The following is a 14,719-nucleotide window of genomic DNA, read 5'->3' on the forward strand; positions in this document are numbered from 1 at the left end:
CCCGCCTTATTTGCCGCCGAGCGTTACAAACAGGGTCAGGAGCCCCAGCATGCCGATGATCATGGCGAACGCGTAGTGATAGATGTAACCGGATTGGAGGAAGCGGATCACGCCGGCGAACCAGCCGATGAAGCGCGCGCTGCCGTTGACGAGGCCGTCGATCACCACGACGTCGCCCTCTTTCCACAGGCCGCGGCCGATCGCGACCGAGCCCTTGGCGAACACGACCTCGTTGATCTTGTCCATGTAGTACTTGTTGTCGAGCAGCGTATAGATCGGGCCGAATGCGCGACGAATAACCGCCGGCAGGTCCGGACGCTTCAGGTACAGGAACCAGGCGGTCACCACGCCCGCCAGCGCGAGCCAGACCGGCAGGCCGGACACCGAATGCAGGCCCATCGCGACCCAGCCGTGGAACTCTTCCGCCATCTCGGCAACCGCCGGGTGGTTCTGGCCGATGAAGATCACCTGGTCGAACGCCACGCCATGCTGGAAGAAGTCGCCGAACAGCATCGGGCCGATCGCGATCGCGCCGATCACGACGGACGGAATCGCCAGCAGGACGAGCGGCACCCACACCACCCACGGCGTTTCGTGCGGTTCGTGCGCGTGATCGTCATGGCCGTGACCGTGGTCGCCGTGACCGTGCGCGGCCTCGATGCCCATCGGCGATTCCGGGTGCTTCGGCTTGCGGAAGCGCTCTTCGCCGTGGAACACCAGGAAGTACATGCGGAACGAATACAGCGCCGTCACGAACACGCTCGCAACGACCGCGAAGTAGGCAAAGCCCGAACCCGGCAGATGCGACAGCTTCACCGCATCGATGATCGAGTCCTTCGAATAGAAGCCCGAGAAGAACGGCGTGCCGATCAGCGCCAGCGAACCGACCAGCGACGTGATCCACGTGATCGGCATGTACTTGCGCAGGCCGCCCATGTTGCGCATGTCCTGGTCGTGGTGCATGCCGATGATCACGGAACCCGCGCCGAGGAACAGCAGCGCCTTGAAGAACGCGTGCGTCATCAGGTGGAACACCGCGACCGGGTACGCGGACACGCCGAGCGCGACCGTCATGTAGCCGAGCTGCGACAGCGTCGAATACGCGACCACCCGCTTGATGTCGTTCTGGACGATGCCGAGGAAACCCATGAAGAGCGCCGTGATCGCGCCGATCACCGTGATGAACGAGAGCGCCGCATCGGACAGCTCGAACAGCGGCGACATGCGCGTCACCATGAAGATGCCGGCCGTCACCATGGTCGCCGCGTGAATCAGCGCGGAGATCGGCGTCGGACCTTCCATCGAGTCGGGCAGCCACACGTGCAGCGGGAACTGCGCCGACTTGCCCATCGCGCCGATGAACAGGCAGATGCAGGCAACCGTCAGCAGACCCCAGTCGGTACCCGGGAAATGCAGCGCGGCGAGTTCGCCGCGCTTCGCGAACACTTCGCCGTAGTTCATCGACCCGGCGTAGGCGAGCAGCAGACCGATGCCGAGCAGGAAGCCGAAGTCGCCGACGCGGTTCACGAGGAACGCCTTCATGTTCGCGTAGATCGCGCTTTCCCGCGTGAAGTAGAAACCGATCAGCAGGTACGACACGAGACCCACCGCTTCCCAGCCGAAGAACAGCTGCAGGAAGTTGTTGCTCATCACGAGCATCAGCATCGAGAACGTGAACAGCGAGATGTACGAGAAGAAGCGCTGGTAGCCGTCCTCCTCCGACATGTAGCCGATCGTGTAGATGTGCACCATCAGCGAGACGAAGGTGACCACCACCATCATCATCGCGGTCAGCGAATCGACCAGGAAGCCCACCTCGAGCTTCAGCGAGCCGACGTTCATCCATTCGTAGACCGTCGCGTTGTAGCTCGCGCCGCCCATCACCTGGAGGAACACGATCGCGGACAGGACGAACGCGATCGCCACGCCGAGGATCGTGATCCGGTGTGCGCCCTTGCGTCCCACCGCGTTCCCGAACAGCCCCGCAATCAGCGAGCCGGCCAGCGGAGCGAGCGGAATCGCCAGCAGCAGGTTTTCATTGAGTGTCGTTGACATAACAGCGTTGCCTGAAATTAACCTTTGAGCTGATCGAGATCCTCGACATTGATCGTGTCGAGCTTGCGGAACAGAGTCACCAGAATCGCGAGGCCGATTGCGGCTTCCGCCGCCGCGACCGTCAGCACGAAGAACACGAAGATCTGGCCGTGCACGTCGCCGAGGTAGTGCGAGAACGCGACGAAATTGGTGTTCACCGCAAGCAACATCAGTTCGATCGCCATCAGGATCACGATGATGTTGCGGCGGTTCAGGAAGATCCCGACGATGCTGATCGCGAACAGGATCGCGCCGAGCACCAGGTAATGAGCCAAGGTCAACATATTTATCTCTCCTCCGCTTAGCCGTTGTTGCCGCTCGAGCCGGCATCGCTGGCGGCGGCTTCCGGCTGCGGCTTCTCCGCCTGCATCTTCACGAGGCGCACGCGGTCCTCGCGGCGCACCTTCACCTGGTCGGACACGCGCTGGCGCTTGCTGTCCTTGCCCTTGCGCTCGGTCAGCGCGACCGCGGCGATGATCGCCACCAGCAGCACGAGACCCGCGATTTCGAACGCGAAGATGTAGTCGGTGTAGATGACCTTGCCGATCAGGCGCGTGTTCGACATGCCGGCGAGCGCGCCCGAGGCGATGTCGCGCACCGGCGCCGAGGTGGCACCGTAGCCGCGCCAGAGGATCAGCGCGGTCTCGACCACGATGATCGCGCCGACGAACGTCGCCATCGGCACGAAGCGTTTGAAGTCGCGGCGCAGTACGTCGATGTTGATGTCGAGCATCATCACGACGAACAGGAAGAGCACCATCACCGCGCCGACGTAGACCAGCACGAGCAGGATCGCGAGGAATTCGGCCTGGAGCAGCATCCAGATCGCGGCCGCGTTGAAGAACGCGAGCACGAGGAACAGCGCAGACGCCACCGGATTGCGCGAAGTGATCACCTTCAGCCCTGATACCACCAGGAGCAGTGCGAAGATGTAGAAGAGTACGGTCGTGAAGTCCATGATTACCGATTCATCGTTAGGCCTTTGACAGGCACGGTTCGTTGGCACAAGAGCAGCGTGCCGCAACCGTTGCCGCGGCTTGGCCGGCTCGCTTCGAGCCGGCGCGCATCACCACCATTTACCGATACGGCGCATCGGCGGCGCGGGCCGCGGCGATGTCCTTCTCGTAGCGATCGCCCACCGCGAGCAGCATTTCCTTCGTGAAATACAGGTCGCCGCGCTTTTCGCCGTGGTACTCGAGGATTTGCGTTTCGACGATCGAATCGACCGGGCAGCTTTCCTCGCAGAAGCCGCAGAAGATGCACTTGGTCAGATCGATGTCGTAGCGCGTCGTGCGGCGGGTGTTGTCCGCGCGCGTTTCCGACTCGATCGTGATGGCCATCGCCGGGCATACCGCTTCGCACAGCTTGCACGCGATGCAGCGCTCTTCGCCGTTTTCATAGCGGCGCAGCGCGTGCAGCCCGCGAAAGCGCGGCGAGATCGGCGTCTTTTCTTCCGGGAACTGCACGGTGACCTTGCGCTTGAACGTGTAGCGTCCCGTCAGCGCGAGCCCCTTCAGCAGTTCGACCAGGAAGAAGGTCTTAAAGAATTGTTGGATTGCCGTCATGATTTCATCCGCCCTTTATTTCCAGATATTCAGCGGCGACATGATCCAGAAACCGACCACGATCACCCAGACCACGCACACCGGCAGGAACACCTTCCAGCCGAGACGCATGATCTGGTCGTAGCGGTAGCGGGGGAACGTCGCACGGGCCCAGATGAACACCGACAGCAGCGCGAAGACTTTCAGCACCAGCCAGAAGATGCCCGGGATGAACGACAGGAATTCGAACGGCGCATCCCAGCCGCCGAGGAACAGCGTCGCGGCGAGGGCCGAGATCACGATCATGTTGATGTACTCGGCGAGGAAGAACAGCGCGAACGCCATCCCCGAGTAATCGATCATGTGGCCCGCGACGATTTCCGACTCGCCTTCCACCACGTCGAACGGGTGGCGGTTGGTTTCGGCGATGCCCGAGATGAAGTACACGACGAACACCGGCAGCAGCGGCAGCCAGTTCCACGACAGGAAGTTGACGCCGTGGCCGGCGAAGAAGCCGTGCTGCTGCGAGCCGACGATCTCCGACAGGTTCAGGCTGCCGGCCGTCATCAGCACCACGACCAGCGCGAAACCCATCGAGATTTCGTACGACACCATCTGGGCCGCGGCGCGCATCGCGCCGAGGAACGCGTACTTCGAGTTCGACGCCCAGCCGGCGAGGATCACCGCGTACACGCCGATCGACGAGATCGCCATCGCGTACAGCAGGCCGGCGTTGATGTCGGCCAGCACCGCCTGCGCCTGGAACGGGATCACCGCCCACACCGCGAACGCGGGCAGCACGGTCATCACCGGCGCGATCAGGTACAGCCAGCGGCTCGCGGCCGTCGGCTGGATCACTTCCTTCAGCAGCAGCTTCAGCACGTCGGCGATCGGCTGCAGCAGACCGCCCGGGCCGACGCGGTTCGGCCCGAGACGGACGTGCATCCAGCCGATCAGCTTGCGTTCCCACAGAATCAGGTACGCGACGCTCAAGAGGATCACCACGCAGACGACGAGGATGCGCACGAGCGCCCACACCGTCGGCCACGCGACACCGAGAAGCTGGGCTCCGCCCGAGTTGATCGTATCGAACAAGCTCATTTACGCCTTCTCCACCACCAGTTCACCGGACAGGCTGCCGAGCGCAGCACCGGCAGGCGTCGCCGCGGACACGCGAACGACCGTTTCCGCAAGATTCTCGTCGCGCACGGCAGGCAACTGCACCGTGCGATCGCCCTGGCGCACGCGCACCGCGTCGCCATTCTTCAGGCCGAGCTTGTCGAACAGCGCGGCAGGCAGGCCCGCGGAGTTCGCCGCCTTGGCCGCGACCGTCAGATGCAGCGACTCGGCGCGTCGCACCAGCGCATCGGCGTGGTAGATCGGCACGTCGGCAAGGCGCTCGAAACCGCCGCCGGCCGATGCCGCCGCCCGCGCCGGCGCGACGCCGGTCCGGTTCGACAGGCGCGCGCTCAGGTCGCCTTCGCCGAGCGCGGCGATCCGCACGTCTTCCGACGTCTCGTATTCGAAGTTCTGCAGGTTCAGCAGGCTGCCCAGGACGCGCAGCACCTTCCAGCCCGGACGCGCGTCGCCGAGCGGCCGCACGACACCGTTGAACGACTGCGCGAGGCCTTCCGCGTTGACGAACGTGCCGGCCGTTTCCGTGAACGGCGCGATCGGCAGCAGCACATCGGCGTAGTCGAGACCCTGCCTGAACGGCGACATCACGACCACCATCTCCGCCTGCTTCAGCGCGGCGATCGCCTGCTCCGGATCGACGGTGTCGAACTCGGGTTCGACGTTCAGCAGCACATAGCCCTTGCGCGGCTGCGCGAAAGCGTCGCGCGCATTGAGGCCGCCCTCGCCCGGCAGTGCGTCGACGAGGTGGGCGCCCACCGTGTTCGCCGCTTCCGTGAGGAAGCCGAGCGTGGCGCCCGTGTTGTCGGCGATCCACTGCGCGGCCGCATGGATCTGCGCGAATTGCGGATGACGCACGACGCCGTTGCCGAGCAGCACCACGCGGCGTTCGCCGGTCGTCAGCGCTTGCGCGACCTGCTGCGCGGCTTCCGATGCGGCGGCGCCCGCCAGCGCGTCCGGCAGCGCCACGCCGCGCGCTTGCGCGACCGCGGCGGCGACGCCGGCCAGTTCGTCGAGCCACGCCGACGGCGCGGCGGCGATACGCTGCGCGCTCGGAATCAGCGCGTCATCGCGGGTGGCGTGCAGGAAATGCAGCTTCGCACCGTTCTTCGCGGCCTGACGCAGACGCGCGGCAAACAGCGGATGATCGCGGCGCAGGAACGAGCCGACCACGAACGCGGCGCTGACCGCCGACAGATCGGCGATCGGCATGCCCAGCCACGGCGCGCCGTTCACCGGCGCGGAGAAATCGGCCTGACGCAGACGGAAATCGACGTTCGGCGTCTTCAGTTCCTTCGCGAGCTGCTTGAGGAGGAACAGTTCCTCGACCGTGCTGTGCGCGCTCGACAGCGCGGCCAGCGCATTCGCGCCGTGATCGGTCGCGATGCCCTTCAGGCCCTTCGCGACATATTCGAGCGCGGTCTGCCAGTCGGTTTCGAGCCACTGGCCGCCCTGCTTGATCATCGGCTTCGTCAGACGCTCTTCGCTGTTGAGCCCCTCGTACGAGAAGCGGTCCTTGTCTGAGATCCAGCACTCGTTCACCGCTTCGTTCTCGAACGGCAGCACGCGCATCACGCGGTTGTTCTTGACCTGCACGACGAGGTTCGCGCCGACGGAATCGTGCGGGCTCACCGACTTGCGGCGCGACAGTTCCCAGGTCCGGGCGCTGTAGCGGAACGGCTTGCTCGTGAGCGCGCCCACCGGGCACAGATCGATCATGTTGCCCGACAGTTCGGAGTCGACCGTCTTGCCGACGAACGTCGTGATTTCCGAATGCTCGCCGCGGCCCAGCATGCCGAACTCCATCACGCCGGCGACTTCCTGGCCGAAACGGACGCAGCGCGTGCAGTGAATGCAGCGCGACATTTCTTCCATCGAGATCAGCGGACCGACGTTCTTGTGGAACACGACGCGCTTTTCTTCGTTGTAGCGCGACGACGACTTGCCGTAGCCCACCGCGAGATCCTGCAGCTGGCACTCGCCGCCCTGATCGCAGATCGGGCAATCGAGCGGGTGATTGATGAGGAGGAATTCCATCACCGATTGCTGCGCCTTCACCGCCTTGTCGGAGGTGGTGTGCACGACCATGCCGGCCGACACGGGCGTCGCGCAGGCGGGCACGGCCTTCGGCATCTTCTCGACTTCAACGAGACACATCCGGCAGTTGGCCGCAACCGACAGCTTCTTGTGATAGCAGAAGTGAGGAATGTACTTGTCCGCCTTGTGCGCAGCCTGGATCACCATGCTGCCTTCGGGCACCTCGACCTTCTTGCCGTCTATTTCAAGTTCAACCATGATGGTGAATGGTCCTTAACCTATTACCGCTCGTTCGCGCATTCGCTCGATCGGGCGCTCAAAATCCGCAACCGGGTTGTGCTTCAGGCAGCCGCCGCGACCAACGTCGCGTGCGAATGGCCGCCGACCATGCAGTGCTTGTGCTCGACGTGGTACGCAAACTCGTCCCAGTAGTGCTTGAGCATGCCGCGCACCGGCATCGCCGCCGCATCGCCGAGCGCGCAGATCGTGCGGCCCATGATGTTCTCGGCGACCGAGTTCAGCAGATCCAGATCTTCCTGACGTCCTTCGCCATGCTCGATACGGTTCACGACGCGATACAGCCAACCGGTACCTTCGCGGCACGGCGTGCACTGTCCGCACGATTCCTCGTAGTAGAAGTACGACAGGCGCAGCAGCGAGCGCACCATGCAGCGCGTCTCGTCCATCACGATCACCGCGCCCGAACCCAGCATCGACCCCGCTTTCGCGATCGCGTCGTAATCGAGATCGGTCTGCATCATGATGTCGCCCGGAATCACCGGCGCGGACGACCCGCCCGGGATCACCGCCTTGATCTTCTTGCCGCCGCGCATGCCGCCCGCCAGCTCCATCAGCGTCGCGAACGGCGTGCCGAGCGGCACTTCGTAGTTGCCCGGACGTTCGACGTCGCCGGATACCGAGAAAATCTTCGTGCCGCCGTTGTTCGGCTTGCCGATTTCCAGGTAGTTCTGCGGCCCGATCGCGAGCAGGAACGGCACTGCGGCGAACGTTTCCGTGTTGTTGATCGTGGTCGGCTTGCCGTACACGCCGAAGCTCGCCGGGAACGGCGGCTTGAAGCGCGGCTGGCCCTTCTTGCCTTCGAGCGATTCGAGCAGCGCCGTTTCCTCGCCGCAGATGTACGCGCCGTAACCATGGTGCGCATGCAGCTCGAAAGTGAATTCCGAACCCATGATCTTGTCGCCGAGATAACCGGCGCGACGGGATTCCTCGAGCGCTTCCTCGAAGCGGCGATAGACCTCGAAGATCTCGCCGTGGATGTAGTTGTAGCCGACCGTGATGCCCATCGCATACGCGCCGATCGCCATGCCTTCGATCAGCGAGTGCGGGTTCCAGCGCAGGATGTCGCGATCCTTGAACGTGCCCGGCTCGCCTTCGTCCGAGTTGCAGACCAGATATTTCTGCCCCGGGAACTGGCGCGGCATGAAACTCCACTTGAGGCCGGTCGGGAAACCCGCACCGCCGCGGCCGCGCAGGCCCGACGCTTTCACGTCGGCGATCACCTGTTCGGGCGGAATCTTTTCCTCGAGGATGCGGCGCAGCTGCTGGTAGCCGCCGCGCGCGACGTAGTCTTCGAGATGCCAGTTGTCGCCGTTCAGGCCGGCGAGGATCAGCGGTTTGATGTGACGATCGTGAAGGGACGTCATTTCGAGAGCTCCTCAAGCAGCTGGTCGATCTTCTCGCGGCTCATGAAGCTGCACATTTTGTGATTGTTGAGCAGCAGCACGGGCGCATCGCCGCACGAGCCCATGCACTCGCCTTCCTTCAGCGTGAACTTGCCGTCCGGCGTGGTTTCGCCGAAATCGATGCCGAGCTTGCGCTTCAGGTATTCCGCCGCTGCTTCCGATCCGCCGTCCGGACCGAGCTGGCACGGCAGGTTGGTGCAGAGCGTGATCTTGTGTTTGCCGACGGGCGCGAGTTCGTACATCGTGTAGAAAGTCGCGACTTCCTGCACGGCCACGGCCGGCATGCCGAGGTAATCCGCGACGAACTGCATCAGTTCGGGCGACAGCCAGCCGTGCTCTTCCTGAGCGACGGCCAACGCCGACATCACGGCGGACTGTTTCTGATCGGCGGGGTACTTCGTCAACGCTCGATCGATTTCTTTCAGGCCTTCAGCTGAGATCATTTTCAGACACGACTCTTTCAATTCCTACCGAACGAACAACCTGCCGACTTGCTGGTACCGCCGGCAGACCTGGCGCTCACTATTGACAGCTCGCGAAGCGGCGCCGGGGATCGGGCGCGCCTCGCCTGCGACTCACTGCACGTCGCCCGCTCGCGGGCGACGTCTACCTTAGCGGTCGATTTCTCCGAACACGATGTCCTGCGTACCGATGATCGTGACCGCGTCGGCGATCATGTGGCCGCGGGCCATCTCGTCGAGCGCGGCCAGGTGGGCATACCCCGGCGCGCGGATCTTGAGGCGATAAGGCTTGTTGGCGCCGTCCGACACGAGATAGATGCCGAACTCGCCCTTCGGGTGCTCGACGGCGGCGTACGCTTCGCCTTCCGGCACATGGAAACCTTCCGTGAAGAGCTTGAAGTGGTGAATCAAGTCTTCCATGTTGGTCTTCATGCCGACCCGCGACGGCGGCGCAACCTTGTGATTGTCCGTCATCACGGGGCCGGGATTCTTCCGCAGCCACTCAATACATTGTTTCGCAATGTGCGTGGACTGGCGCATTTCCTCGACGCGCACCAGATAGCGGTCGTAGCAGTCGCCGTTCACGCCAACCGGGATATCGAAATCGAGGCGATCGTACACCTCGTACGGCTGCTTCTTGCGCAGATCCCATGCGATGCCCGAGCCGCGGATCATCGGGCCCGTCAGGCCCATCTGCAACGCGCGCTCCGGCGTCACCACGCCGATCCCGACGAGACGCTGCTTCCAGATCCGGTTGTCGGTCAGGAGCGTTTCATACTCGTCGACGCAGCTCGGGAAACGGTTGAAGAAGTCTTCGATGAAATCGAGCAACGAGCCCTGGCGCGCTTCGTTCATCCGCGACAGCGCCTTCTCGTTGCGGATCTTCGATGCCTTGTACTGCGGCATCGCGTCCGGCAGGTCGCGATAGACGCCGCCCGGGCGATAGTATGCGGCGTGCATCCGTGCGCCGGACACCGCCTCGTACACGTCCATCAGGTCTTCGCGCTCGCGGAACGCGTACAGGAACACCGCCATCGCGCCGACGTCGAGCGCATGCGCGCCGATCCACATCAGGTGGTTCAGCACGCGCGTGACTTCATCGAACAGCACGCGGATGTACTGCGCGCGCTCGGGCACTTCGATGCCGAGCAATTTCTCGATCGCGAGCACATAGCCGTGCTCGTTGACCATCATCGACACGTAGTCGAGACGGTCCATATACGGTACGGACTGGATGAAGGTCTTGGTTTCGGCGAGCTTTTCCGTCGCCCGATGCAGCAGGCCGATGTGCGGATCGGCGCGCTGGATCACTTCGCCGTCGAGTTCGAGCACGAGGCGCAGCACGCCGTGCGCTGCCGGGTGCTGCGGACCGAAGTTGAGCGTGTAGTTCTTGATTTCTGCCATGGCGCCCTCTTAATGTTTCAGACCGCCATAGCGATCCTCGCGGATCACGCGCGGCGTGATTTCGCGCGGCTCGATCGTCACCGGCTGGTACACGACGCGCTTCTCTTCCGGGTCGTAACGCATCTCGACGTAGCCGGAAACCGGGAAATCCTTGCGGAACGGATGACCGATGAAACCGTAGTCGGTCAGGATGCGGCGCAGGTCCGGATGGCCTTCGAACACGATGCCGTAGAGGTCGAACGCTTCGCGCTCGTACCAGTTCGCCGAGGTCCAGACATCGACCATCGACGCGACGATCGGCAGATCGTCGTCGGGCGCGAACACGCGCAGGCGCAAGCGCCAGTTGTTCGCCACCGACAGCAGATGCAGCACCGCGGCAAAACGCGGGCCGTCGTAGGCGCCGTCGCCGTAGGTCTGGTAATCGACGCCGCACAGATCGATCAGCTGCTCGAAACCGAGCGTGCGATCGTCGCGCAGCTGTGTCGCGACTTCGAGATAGTCGCTCGCCTTCACGACGAGCGTCAGCTCGCCGACCGCTTCGGTCAGGCTCGCCACGCGAGCGCCGAGAGCGGCTTCGAGGTTCGCTTTGAGGGACTCGATTTTGCTTGCCATATTGTGGGGTGCTCGGGGCGTTTATTGACGGGCGATGGTGCTGGTTCGGCGGATCTTCGCTTGCAGCTGGATCACGCCGTAGACGAGCGCCTCGGCCGTGGGCGGACACCCGGGCACATAGACGTCGACCGGCACGATGCGGTCGCACCCCCGCACCACCGAGTACGAATAGTGGTAGTAGCCGCCACCGTTCGCACACGACCCCATCGAGATCACCCAGCGCGGCTCGGCCATCTGGTCGTACACGCGACGCAACGCGGGCGCCATCTTGTTGCACAGCGTGCCCGCGACGATCATCACGTCCGACTGACGCGGACTCGGGCGAAACACCACCCCGAACCGGTCAAGGTCGTAGCGGGCGGCGCCCGCATGCATCATCTCGACGGCACAGCACGCGAGACCGAACGTCATCGGCCACAGGGAGCCGGTACGCGTCCAGTTGATCAGCTTGTCAGCCGTCGTGGTGACAAACCCTTCCTTCAAGACCCCTTCGATACTCATTTGCTTTCCACTCCAGACAGGCGGCAGAGAGTGGCCGCCTATGCAAACCGGCGATTAACCCATCACTCCCAATCGAGGCCGCCTTTCTTCCAGATATACGCAAAGCCCAGCAGGAATTCGAGCAGAAAAATCATCATTGCGATGAAACCGGGCCAGCCGATGTCGCGCAGGGCGACGCCCCACGGAAACAGGAACGCGGTTTCGAGATCGAAGATGATGAACAGGATGGCGACGAGGTAGTAGCGCACGTCGAACTTCATGCGCGCGTCCTCGAAGGCCTCAAAGCCGCACTCGTACGGCGCATTCTTGTCGCTGTCGGGCTTGTTGGGGCCGAGGATCTTGCCGATGCCGACCAACGCTATACCTAAACCAGTGCCCACGAGGAGGAACAACAAGACGGGGTAATAGGCTGCGAGGTTCAAGGCTATCCTCTATCGGTTGGTTCTGAGCGCCCCGGAGAATAACACCTTCCGGAGAAAGGATCATTTCGGAGTACGCGCGATTCCAAGACAACCGCAAGCATACGCCAGAAATGAAAAATGCCAGCCCACGCGAAGCGGCTGGCATTGAGTAACTTTGGTGCCGACGGCGAGACTCGAACTCGCACAGCTTTCGCCACTACCCCCTCAAGATAGCGTGTCTACCAATTTCACCACGTCGGCACTGCATGCAACCCGGGAAGAACTTCGTAACCCGCGAATCGCTTCAAGACTTAAATTCTAACCTGACCATACAAATTGTTCAACGCACAAACGCGATTTTTTTGAACTTTTATTTCGGTACGTTCGTGCCCGGCGCAGAAGCCGCCGACGCGACCGATGCGGACGCCGCGACCGGCTGCGAAGCGGCCGAGGAGGCAGCAGCCGGAGCCGTCGTTGCCGCACCGCCCAACACGCCGACGGACGGCGCCGATTTGTACGAACCGAGATAGGTCAGGGTCAGTGTCGCAACGAAGAAGATCGTCGCGAGAACCGCCGTGGTGCGCGACAGGAAATTCGCGGAACCCGTTGCGCCAAACAGGCTGCCCGACGCGCCGCTACCGAATGCCGCCCCCATGTCGGCACCCTTGCCATGCTGCAGCAGCACGAGACCGATCACACCCAGCGCGGACATCAGCTGCACCACAATAATCAATACTTTCAAATACGGCATCACACTCACCTGAGTTTGGGTTTGAGCAGCCGGCATTGCCGCCGGCCACCTGGATTCATTGCGCGGCAGCGCCGCTCGGGACAGCTCGCTGCTTACTGCGCGGCCCGGCAGATCGCCAGGAAATCTTCGCTCTTCAACGATGCGCCGCCGATCAGGCCGCCATCGATATCGGACTGGCCGAACAGCTCGGCCGCATTCTCGGGCTTCACGCTGCCGCCATACAGCAGCGACACGTGCGCGACGCCCTTCGCTGCGAGGCGAGCACGCAAAAAGGCATGCACCTGTTGAGCCTGCTCCGCCGTCGCGCTCTTGCCCGTACCGATCGCCCAGACCGGTTCGTAGGCCACCACGATGCGCGCCGCGTCGTCGGCCGACAGCACCGCCAGCACCGCATCGAGTTGCGCGCCGACGATCGACTCGGTCGTGCCGGCTTCGCGCTGGTCGAGCGTTTCGCCGACGCATACGACCGGCGTCAATCCCGCCTCCAGCGCGCGCTGCGTCTTCGCGGCCACCGTCTCGCTCGTCTCGCCGTGGTAGGCGCGCCGCTCGGAATGCCCGACGATCGCATAGGTCGCACCGAACTCCGCCACCATGCCGGCCGCCACTTCGCCCGTATAGGCGCCCTGCTCGTGCGCCGACACGTCCTGCGCACCCGCCGCGACCCGGCTACCGTGCAGCAGCGCCTGCACCTGCGCGAGATACGGGAACGGCACGCACACGCCGATACCAACCTCGCCCGGCACCGACTGCGCGCCCTGCATCACGTCCTTCAGCAACGCCTGGTTGCCGTCGAGGCGACCCTGCATCTTCCAGTTGCCGATTACCCGCTTTGTTCTCTGTTTCGACATCGTTTGTCTCGTCGTGGACGCGCCGGGAAACCGGCCGTCGGGTTCATCTGGCGAAGCAAACCCGCGATTTTACTGCGCGGCTCGGGAGCCGGTCAAACCGGCGATGTCAAGCGTTCGCACCCCAATCGAGCACGATCTTGCCGATATGCTCGCCGCTTTCCATCAGCGCGTGCGCGGCTGCGGCCTGCGCGGCCGGCAGCACCCGGTAGATCACCGGCTTGATGCGTCCGTCCGCGAGCAGCGGCCACACCCGCTCGTGCAACTGCGCGGCAATGCGCGCCTTGAACTCGACCGGACGCGGGCGCAGCGTCGAGCCCGTGATCGTCAGGCGCCGGCGCAGGATCTCGTTCAGATTCACCTCGGCCTTCGCGCCGCCCAGCAGCGCGATCAGCACCAGACGGCCGCCGTCCGCCAGCGCGGTCAGCTCTCGCGGCACATAGGCGCCCGCCACCATGTCGAGGATCACATCGACGCCGCGATCATGCGTCAGCGACTTCACGACCTCGACGAAATCTTCCGATTTATAGTTGATCGCCCGTTCGGCGCCCAGTTTTTCGCACGCGCGGCACTTGTCGTCGGTGCCCGCCGTCGCGAACACCCGGTAGCCGAGCGCATGCGCGATCTGGATCGCCGTCACGCCGATACCGCTCGAGCCGCCCTGCACCAGCAGGGTTTCCTGCTCGCCGCCCTCGCCCGCGCCGAGCCGCGCGCGGTCGAACACATTGCTCCACACCGTGAAGAAAGTCTCGGGCAGCGACGCAGCCTCGATATCGGTGAGCCCCTGCGGCACCGGCAAGCATTGCGCGAGCGGCGCGGACGCATATTCGGCGTAACCGCCGCCCGCCAGCAGCGCGCAGACGCGATCCCCAAGCTTGAGGCCGAACGGATTCGCCGCGGCGGCGCTCAACTCCCCGCCGACGATCTCGCCCGCGACCTCCAGGCCCGGCAGGTCCGACGCACCCGGCGGCGGCGCGTAGCCGCCCTTGCGCTGGAATACGTCCGGACGATTGACGCCCGACGCCGACACCTTGATCAGCACTTCGCCGCGCTTCAACTCGGGCCGCGGACGCTCCGCGAGCTTCAGCACGTCCGGTGCACCGAATTCCGTGATTTCGATCGCTTTCATTCGCGCCACTCCAAGACCGTGATGGGTTTGCACCGCACCCGGCGCAAACCCATCCATCCTGCAAAAAAACGGCCGGCGGCGCATTCGCGCTGCCGGCCGTTCG

General features: G+C 63.8%; 15 protein-coding genes and 1 tRNA gene. All 16 read right to left on the reverse strand.

Translation table 11 applies throughout. From position 1 onward, the window contains the following. Positions 1–6: 6 nt before the first annotated feature. Positions 7–2,055, reverse strand: a complete 2,049-nt coding sequence (gene nuoL, locus RZR99_RS20450; protein WP_323121598.1) for an NADH-quinone oxidoreductase subunit L — start codon at positions 2,053–2,055, stop codon at positions 7–9. 17 nt (positions 2,056–2,072) lie between these two features. Beyond that, complete coding sequence (gene nuoK, locus RZR99_RS20455; RefSeq protein WP_010102528.1) at positions 2,073–2,378, reverse strand: NADH-quinone oxidoreductase subunit NuoK; 306 nt, start codon at positions 2,376–2,378, stop codon at positions 2,073–2,075. Between the two features lie 17 nt (positions 2,379–2,395). After that, positions 2,396–3,052 (reverse strand): NADH-quinone oxidoreductase subunit J, encoded by a 657-nt coding sequence (locus tag RZR99_RS20460; protein WP_323121599.1) that lies wholly within the window; start codon positions 3,050–3,052, stop codon positions 2,396–2,398. Between the two features lie 118 nt (positions 3,053–3,170). Next, complete coding sequence (gene nuoI, locus RZR99_RS20465; RefSeq protein WP_323121600.1) at positions 3,171–3,659, reverse strand: NADH-quinone oxidoreductase subunit NuoI; 489 nt, start codon at positions 3,657–3,659, stop codon at positions 3,171–3,173. A 15-nt stretch (positions 3,660–3,674) separates the two neighbouring features. After that, positions 3,675–4,739 (reverse strand): NADH-quinone oxidoreductase subunit NuoH, encoded by a 1,065-nt coding sequence (nuoH, locus tag RZR99_RS20470; protein WP_323121601.1) that lies wholly within the window; start codon positions 4,737–4,739, stop codon positions 3,675–3,677. Continuing rightward, on the reverse strand, positions 4,740–7,067 hold the full coding sequence (nuoG, locus tag RZR99_RS20475; RefSeq protein ID WP_323121602.1) for an NADH-quinone oxidoreductase subunit NuoG: 2,328 nt from the start codon (positions 7,065–7,067) through the stop codon (positions 4,740–4,742). An 83-nt stretch (positions 7,068–7,150) separates the two neighbouring features. Next, on the reverse strand, positions 7,151–8,473 hold the full coding sequence (gene nuoF / locus RZR99_RS20480) for an NADH-quinone oxidoreductase subunit NuoF (protein ID WP_323121603.1): 1,323 nt from the start codon (positions 8,471–8,473) through the stop codon (positions 7,151–7,153). Then, entirely contained in the window at positions 8,470–8,955 is a 486-nt protein-coding gene (gene nuoE / locus RZR99_RS20485) for an NADH-quinone oxidoreductase subunit NuoE (protein WP_323121604.1), read from the reverse strand. The genes nuoF and nuoE overlap by 4 nt, the downstream gene beginning before the upstream one ends. Positions 8,956–9,123: 168 nt before the next feature. Further along, positions 9,124–10,377: an NADH-quinone oxidoreductase subunit D gene (locus RZR99_RS20490; protein WP_323121605.1), complete on the reverse strand. Its 1,254-nt coding sequence runs from the start codon at positions 10,375–10,377 to the stop codon at positions 9,124–9,126. 9 nt (positions 10,378–10,386) lie between these two features. After that, the gene (locus tag RZR99_RS20495; RefSeq protein ID WP_323121606.1) at positions 10,387–10,989 is read right to left on the reverse strand and encodes an NADH-quinone oxidoreductase subunit C; all 603 of its coding nucleotides are present in this window, start codon (positions 10,987–10,989) and stop codon (positions 10,387–10,389) included. A gap of 21 nt (positions 10,990–11,010) precedes the next feature. Next, complete coding sequence (locus RZR99_RS20500; protein WP_004186402.1) at positions 11,011–11,490, reverse strand: NuoB/complex I 20 kDa subunit family protein; 480 nt, start codon at positions 11,488–11,490, stop codon at positions 11,011–11,013. A gap of 62 nt (positions 11,491–11,552) precedes the next feature. Beyond that, complete coding sequence (locus RZR99_RS20505) at positions 11,553–11,912, reverse strand: NADH-quinone oxidoreductase subunit A (protein WP_323121607.1); 360 nt, start codon at positions 11,910–11,912, stop codon at positions 11,553–11,555. Between the two features lie 155 nt (positions 11,913–12,067). Beyond that, positions 12,068–12,152, reverse strand: a tRNA-Leu gene (locus RZR99_RS20510). A 109-nt stretch (positions 12,153–12,261) separates the two neighbouring features. Next, positions 12,262–12,642 carry a preprotein translocase subunit SecG gene (gene secG / locus RZR99_RS20515; protein ID WP_323121712.1) on the reverse strand — a complete coding sequence of 127 codons (381 nt, stop codon included), beginning with the start codon at positions 12,640–12,642 and terminating at the stop codon, positions 12,262–12,264. 92 nt (positions 12,643–12,734) lie between these two features. Beyond that, positions 12,735–13,490, reverse strand: coding sequence for a triose-phosphate isomerase (gene tpiA, locus RZR99_RS20520; protein WP_323121608.1), 756 nt, complete (start codon positions 13,488–13,490; stop codon positions 12,735–12,737). 106 nt (positions 13,491–13,596) lie between these two features. Then, entirely contained in the window at positions 13,597–14,616 is a 1,020-nt protein-coding gene (locus RZR99_RS20525; RefSeq protein WP_323121609.1) for an NAD(P)H-quinone oxidoreductase, read from the reverse strand. Positions 14,617–14,719 lie beyond the last annotated feature (103 nt).

The organism is Burkholderia alba (assembly GCF_034721475.1).
In the GTDB taxonomy this organism is placed as follows: Bacteria; Pseudomonadota; Gammaproteobacteria; order Burkholderiales; family Burkholderiaceae; genus Burkholderia; species Burkholderia alba.

What these genes read in the sequence shown, in the direction of transcription:
- nuoL (WP_323121598.1), bottom strand. Translation starts at nt 2,055, where the DNA reads ATGTCAACGACACTCAATGAAAACCTGCTGCTGGCGATTCCGCTCGCT.
- nuoK (WP_010102528.1), bottom strand. Translation starts at nt 2,378, where the DNA reads ATGTTGACCTTGGCTCATTACCTGGTGCTCGGCGCGATCCTGTTCGCG.
- RZR99_RS20460 (WP_323121599.1), bottom strand. Translation starts at nt 3,052, where the DNA reads ATGGACTTCACGACCGTACTCTTCTACATCTTCGCACTGCTCCTGGTG.
- nuoI (WP_323121600.1), bottom strand. Translation starts at nt 3,659, where the DNA reads ATGACGGCAATCCAACAATTCTTTAAGACCTTCTTCCTGGTCGAACTG.
- nuoH (WP_323121601.1), bottom strand. Translation starts at nt 4,739, where the DNA reads ATGAGCTTGTTCGATACGATCAACTCGGGCGGAGCCCAGCTTCTCGGT.
- nuoG (WP_323121602.1), bottom strand. Translation starts at nt 7,067, where the DNA reads ATGGTTGAACTTGAAATAGACGGCAAGAAGGTCGAGGTGCCCGAAGGC.
- nuoF (WP_323121603.1), bottom strand. Translation starts at nt 8,473, where the DNA reads ATGACGTCCCTTCACGATCGTCACATCAAACCGCTGATCCTCGCCGGC.
- nuoE (WP_323121604.1), bottom strand. Translation starts at nt 8,955, where the DNA reads ATGATCTCAGCTGAAGGCCTGAAAGAAATCGATCGAGCGTTGACGAAG.
- RZR99_RS20490 (WP_323121605.1), bottom strand. Translation starts at nt 10,377, where the DNA reads ATGGCAGAAATCAAGAACTACACGCTCAACTTCGGTCCGCAGCACCCG.
- RZR99_RS20495 (WP_323121606.1), bottom strand. Translation starts at nt 10,989, where the DNA reads ATGGCAAGCAAAATCGAGTCCCTCAAAGCGAACCTCGAAGCCGCTCTC.
- RZR99_RS20500 (WP_004186402.1), bottom strand. Translation starts at nt 11,490, where the DNA reads ATGAGTATCGAAGGGGTCTTGAAGGAAGGGTTTGTCACCACGACGGCT.
- secG (WP_323121712.1), bottom strand. Translation starts at nt 12,642, where the DNA reads ATGCCGTATTTGAAAGTATTGATTATTGTGGTGCAGCTGATGTCCGCG.
- tpiA (WP_323121608.1), bottom strand. Translation starts at nt 13,490, where the DNA reads ATGTCGAAACAGAGAACAAAGCGGGTAATCGGCAACTGGAAGATGCAG.
- RZR99_RS20525 (WP_323121609.1), bottom strand. Translation starts at nt 14,616, where the DNA reads ATGAAAGCGATCGAAATCACGGAATTCGGTGCACCGGACGTGCTGAAG.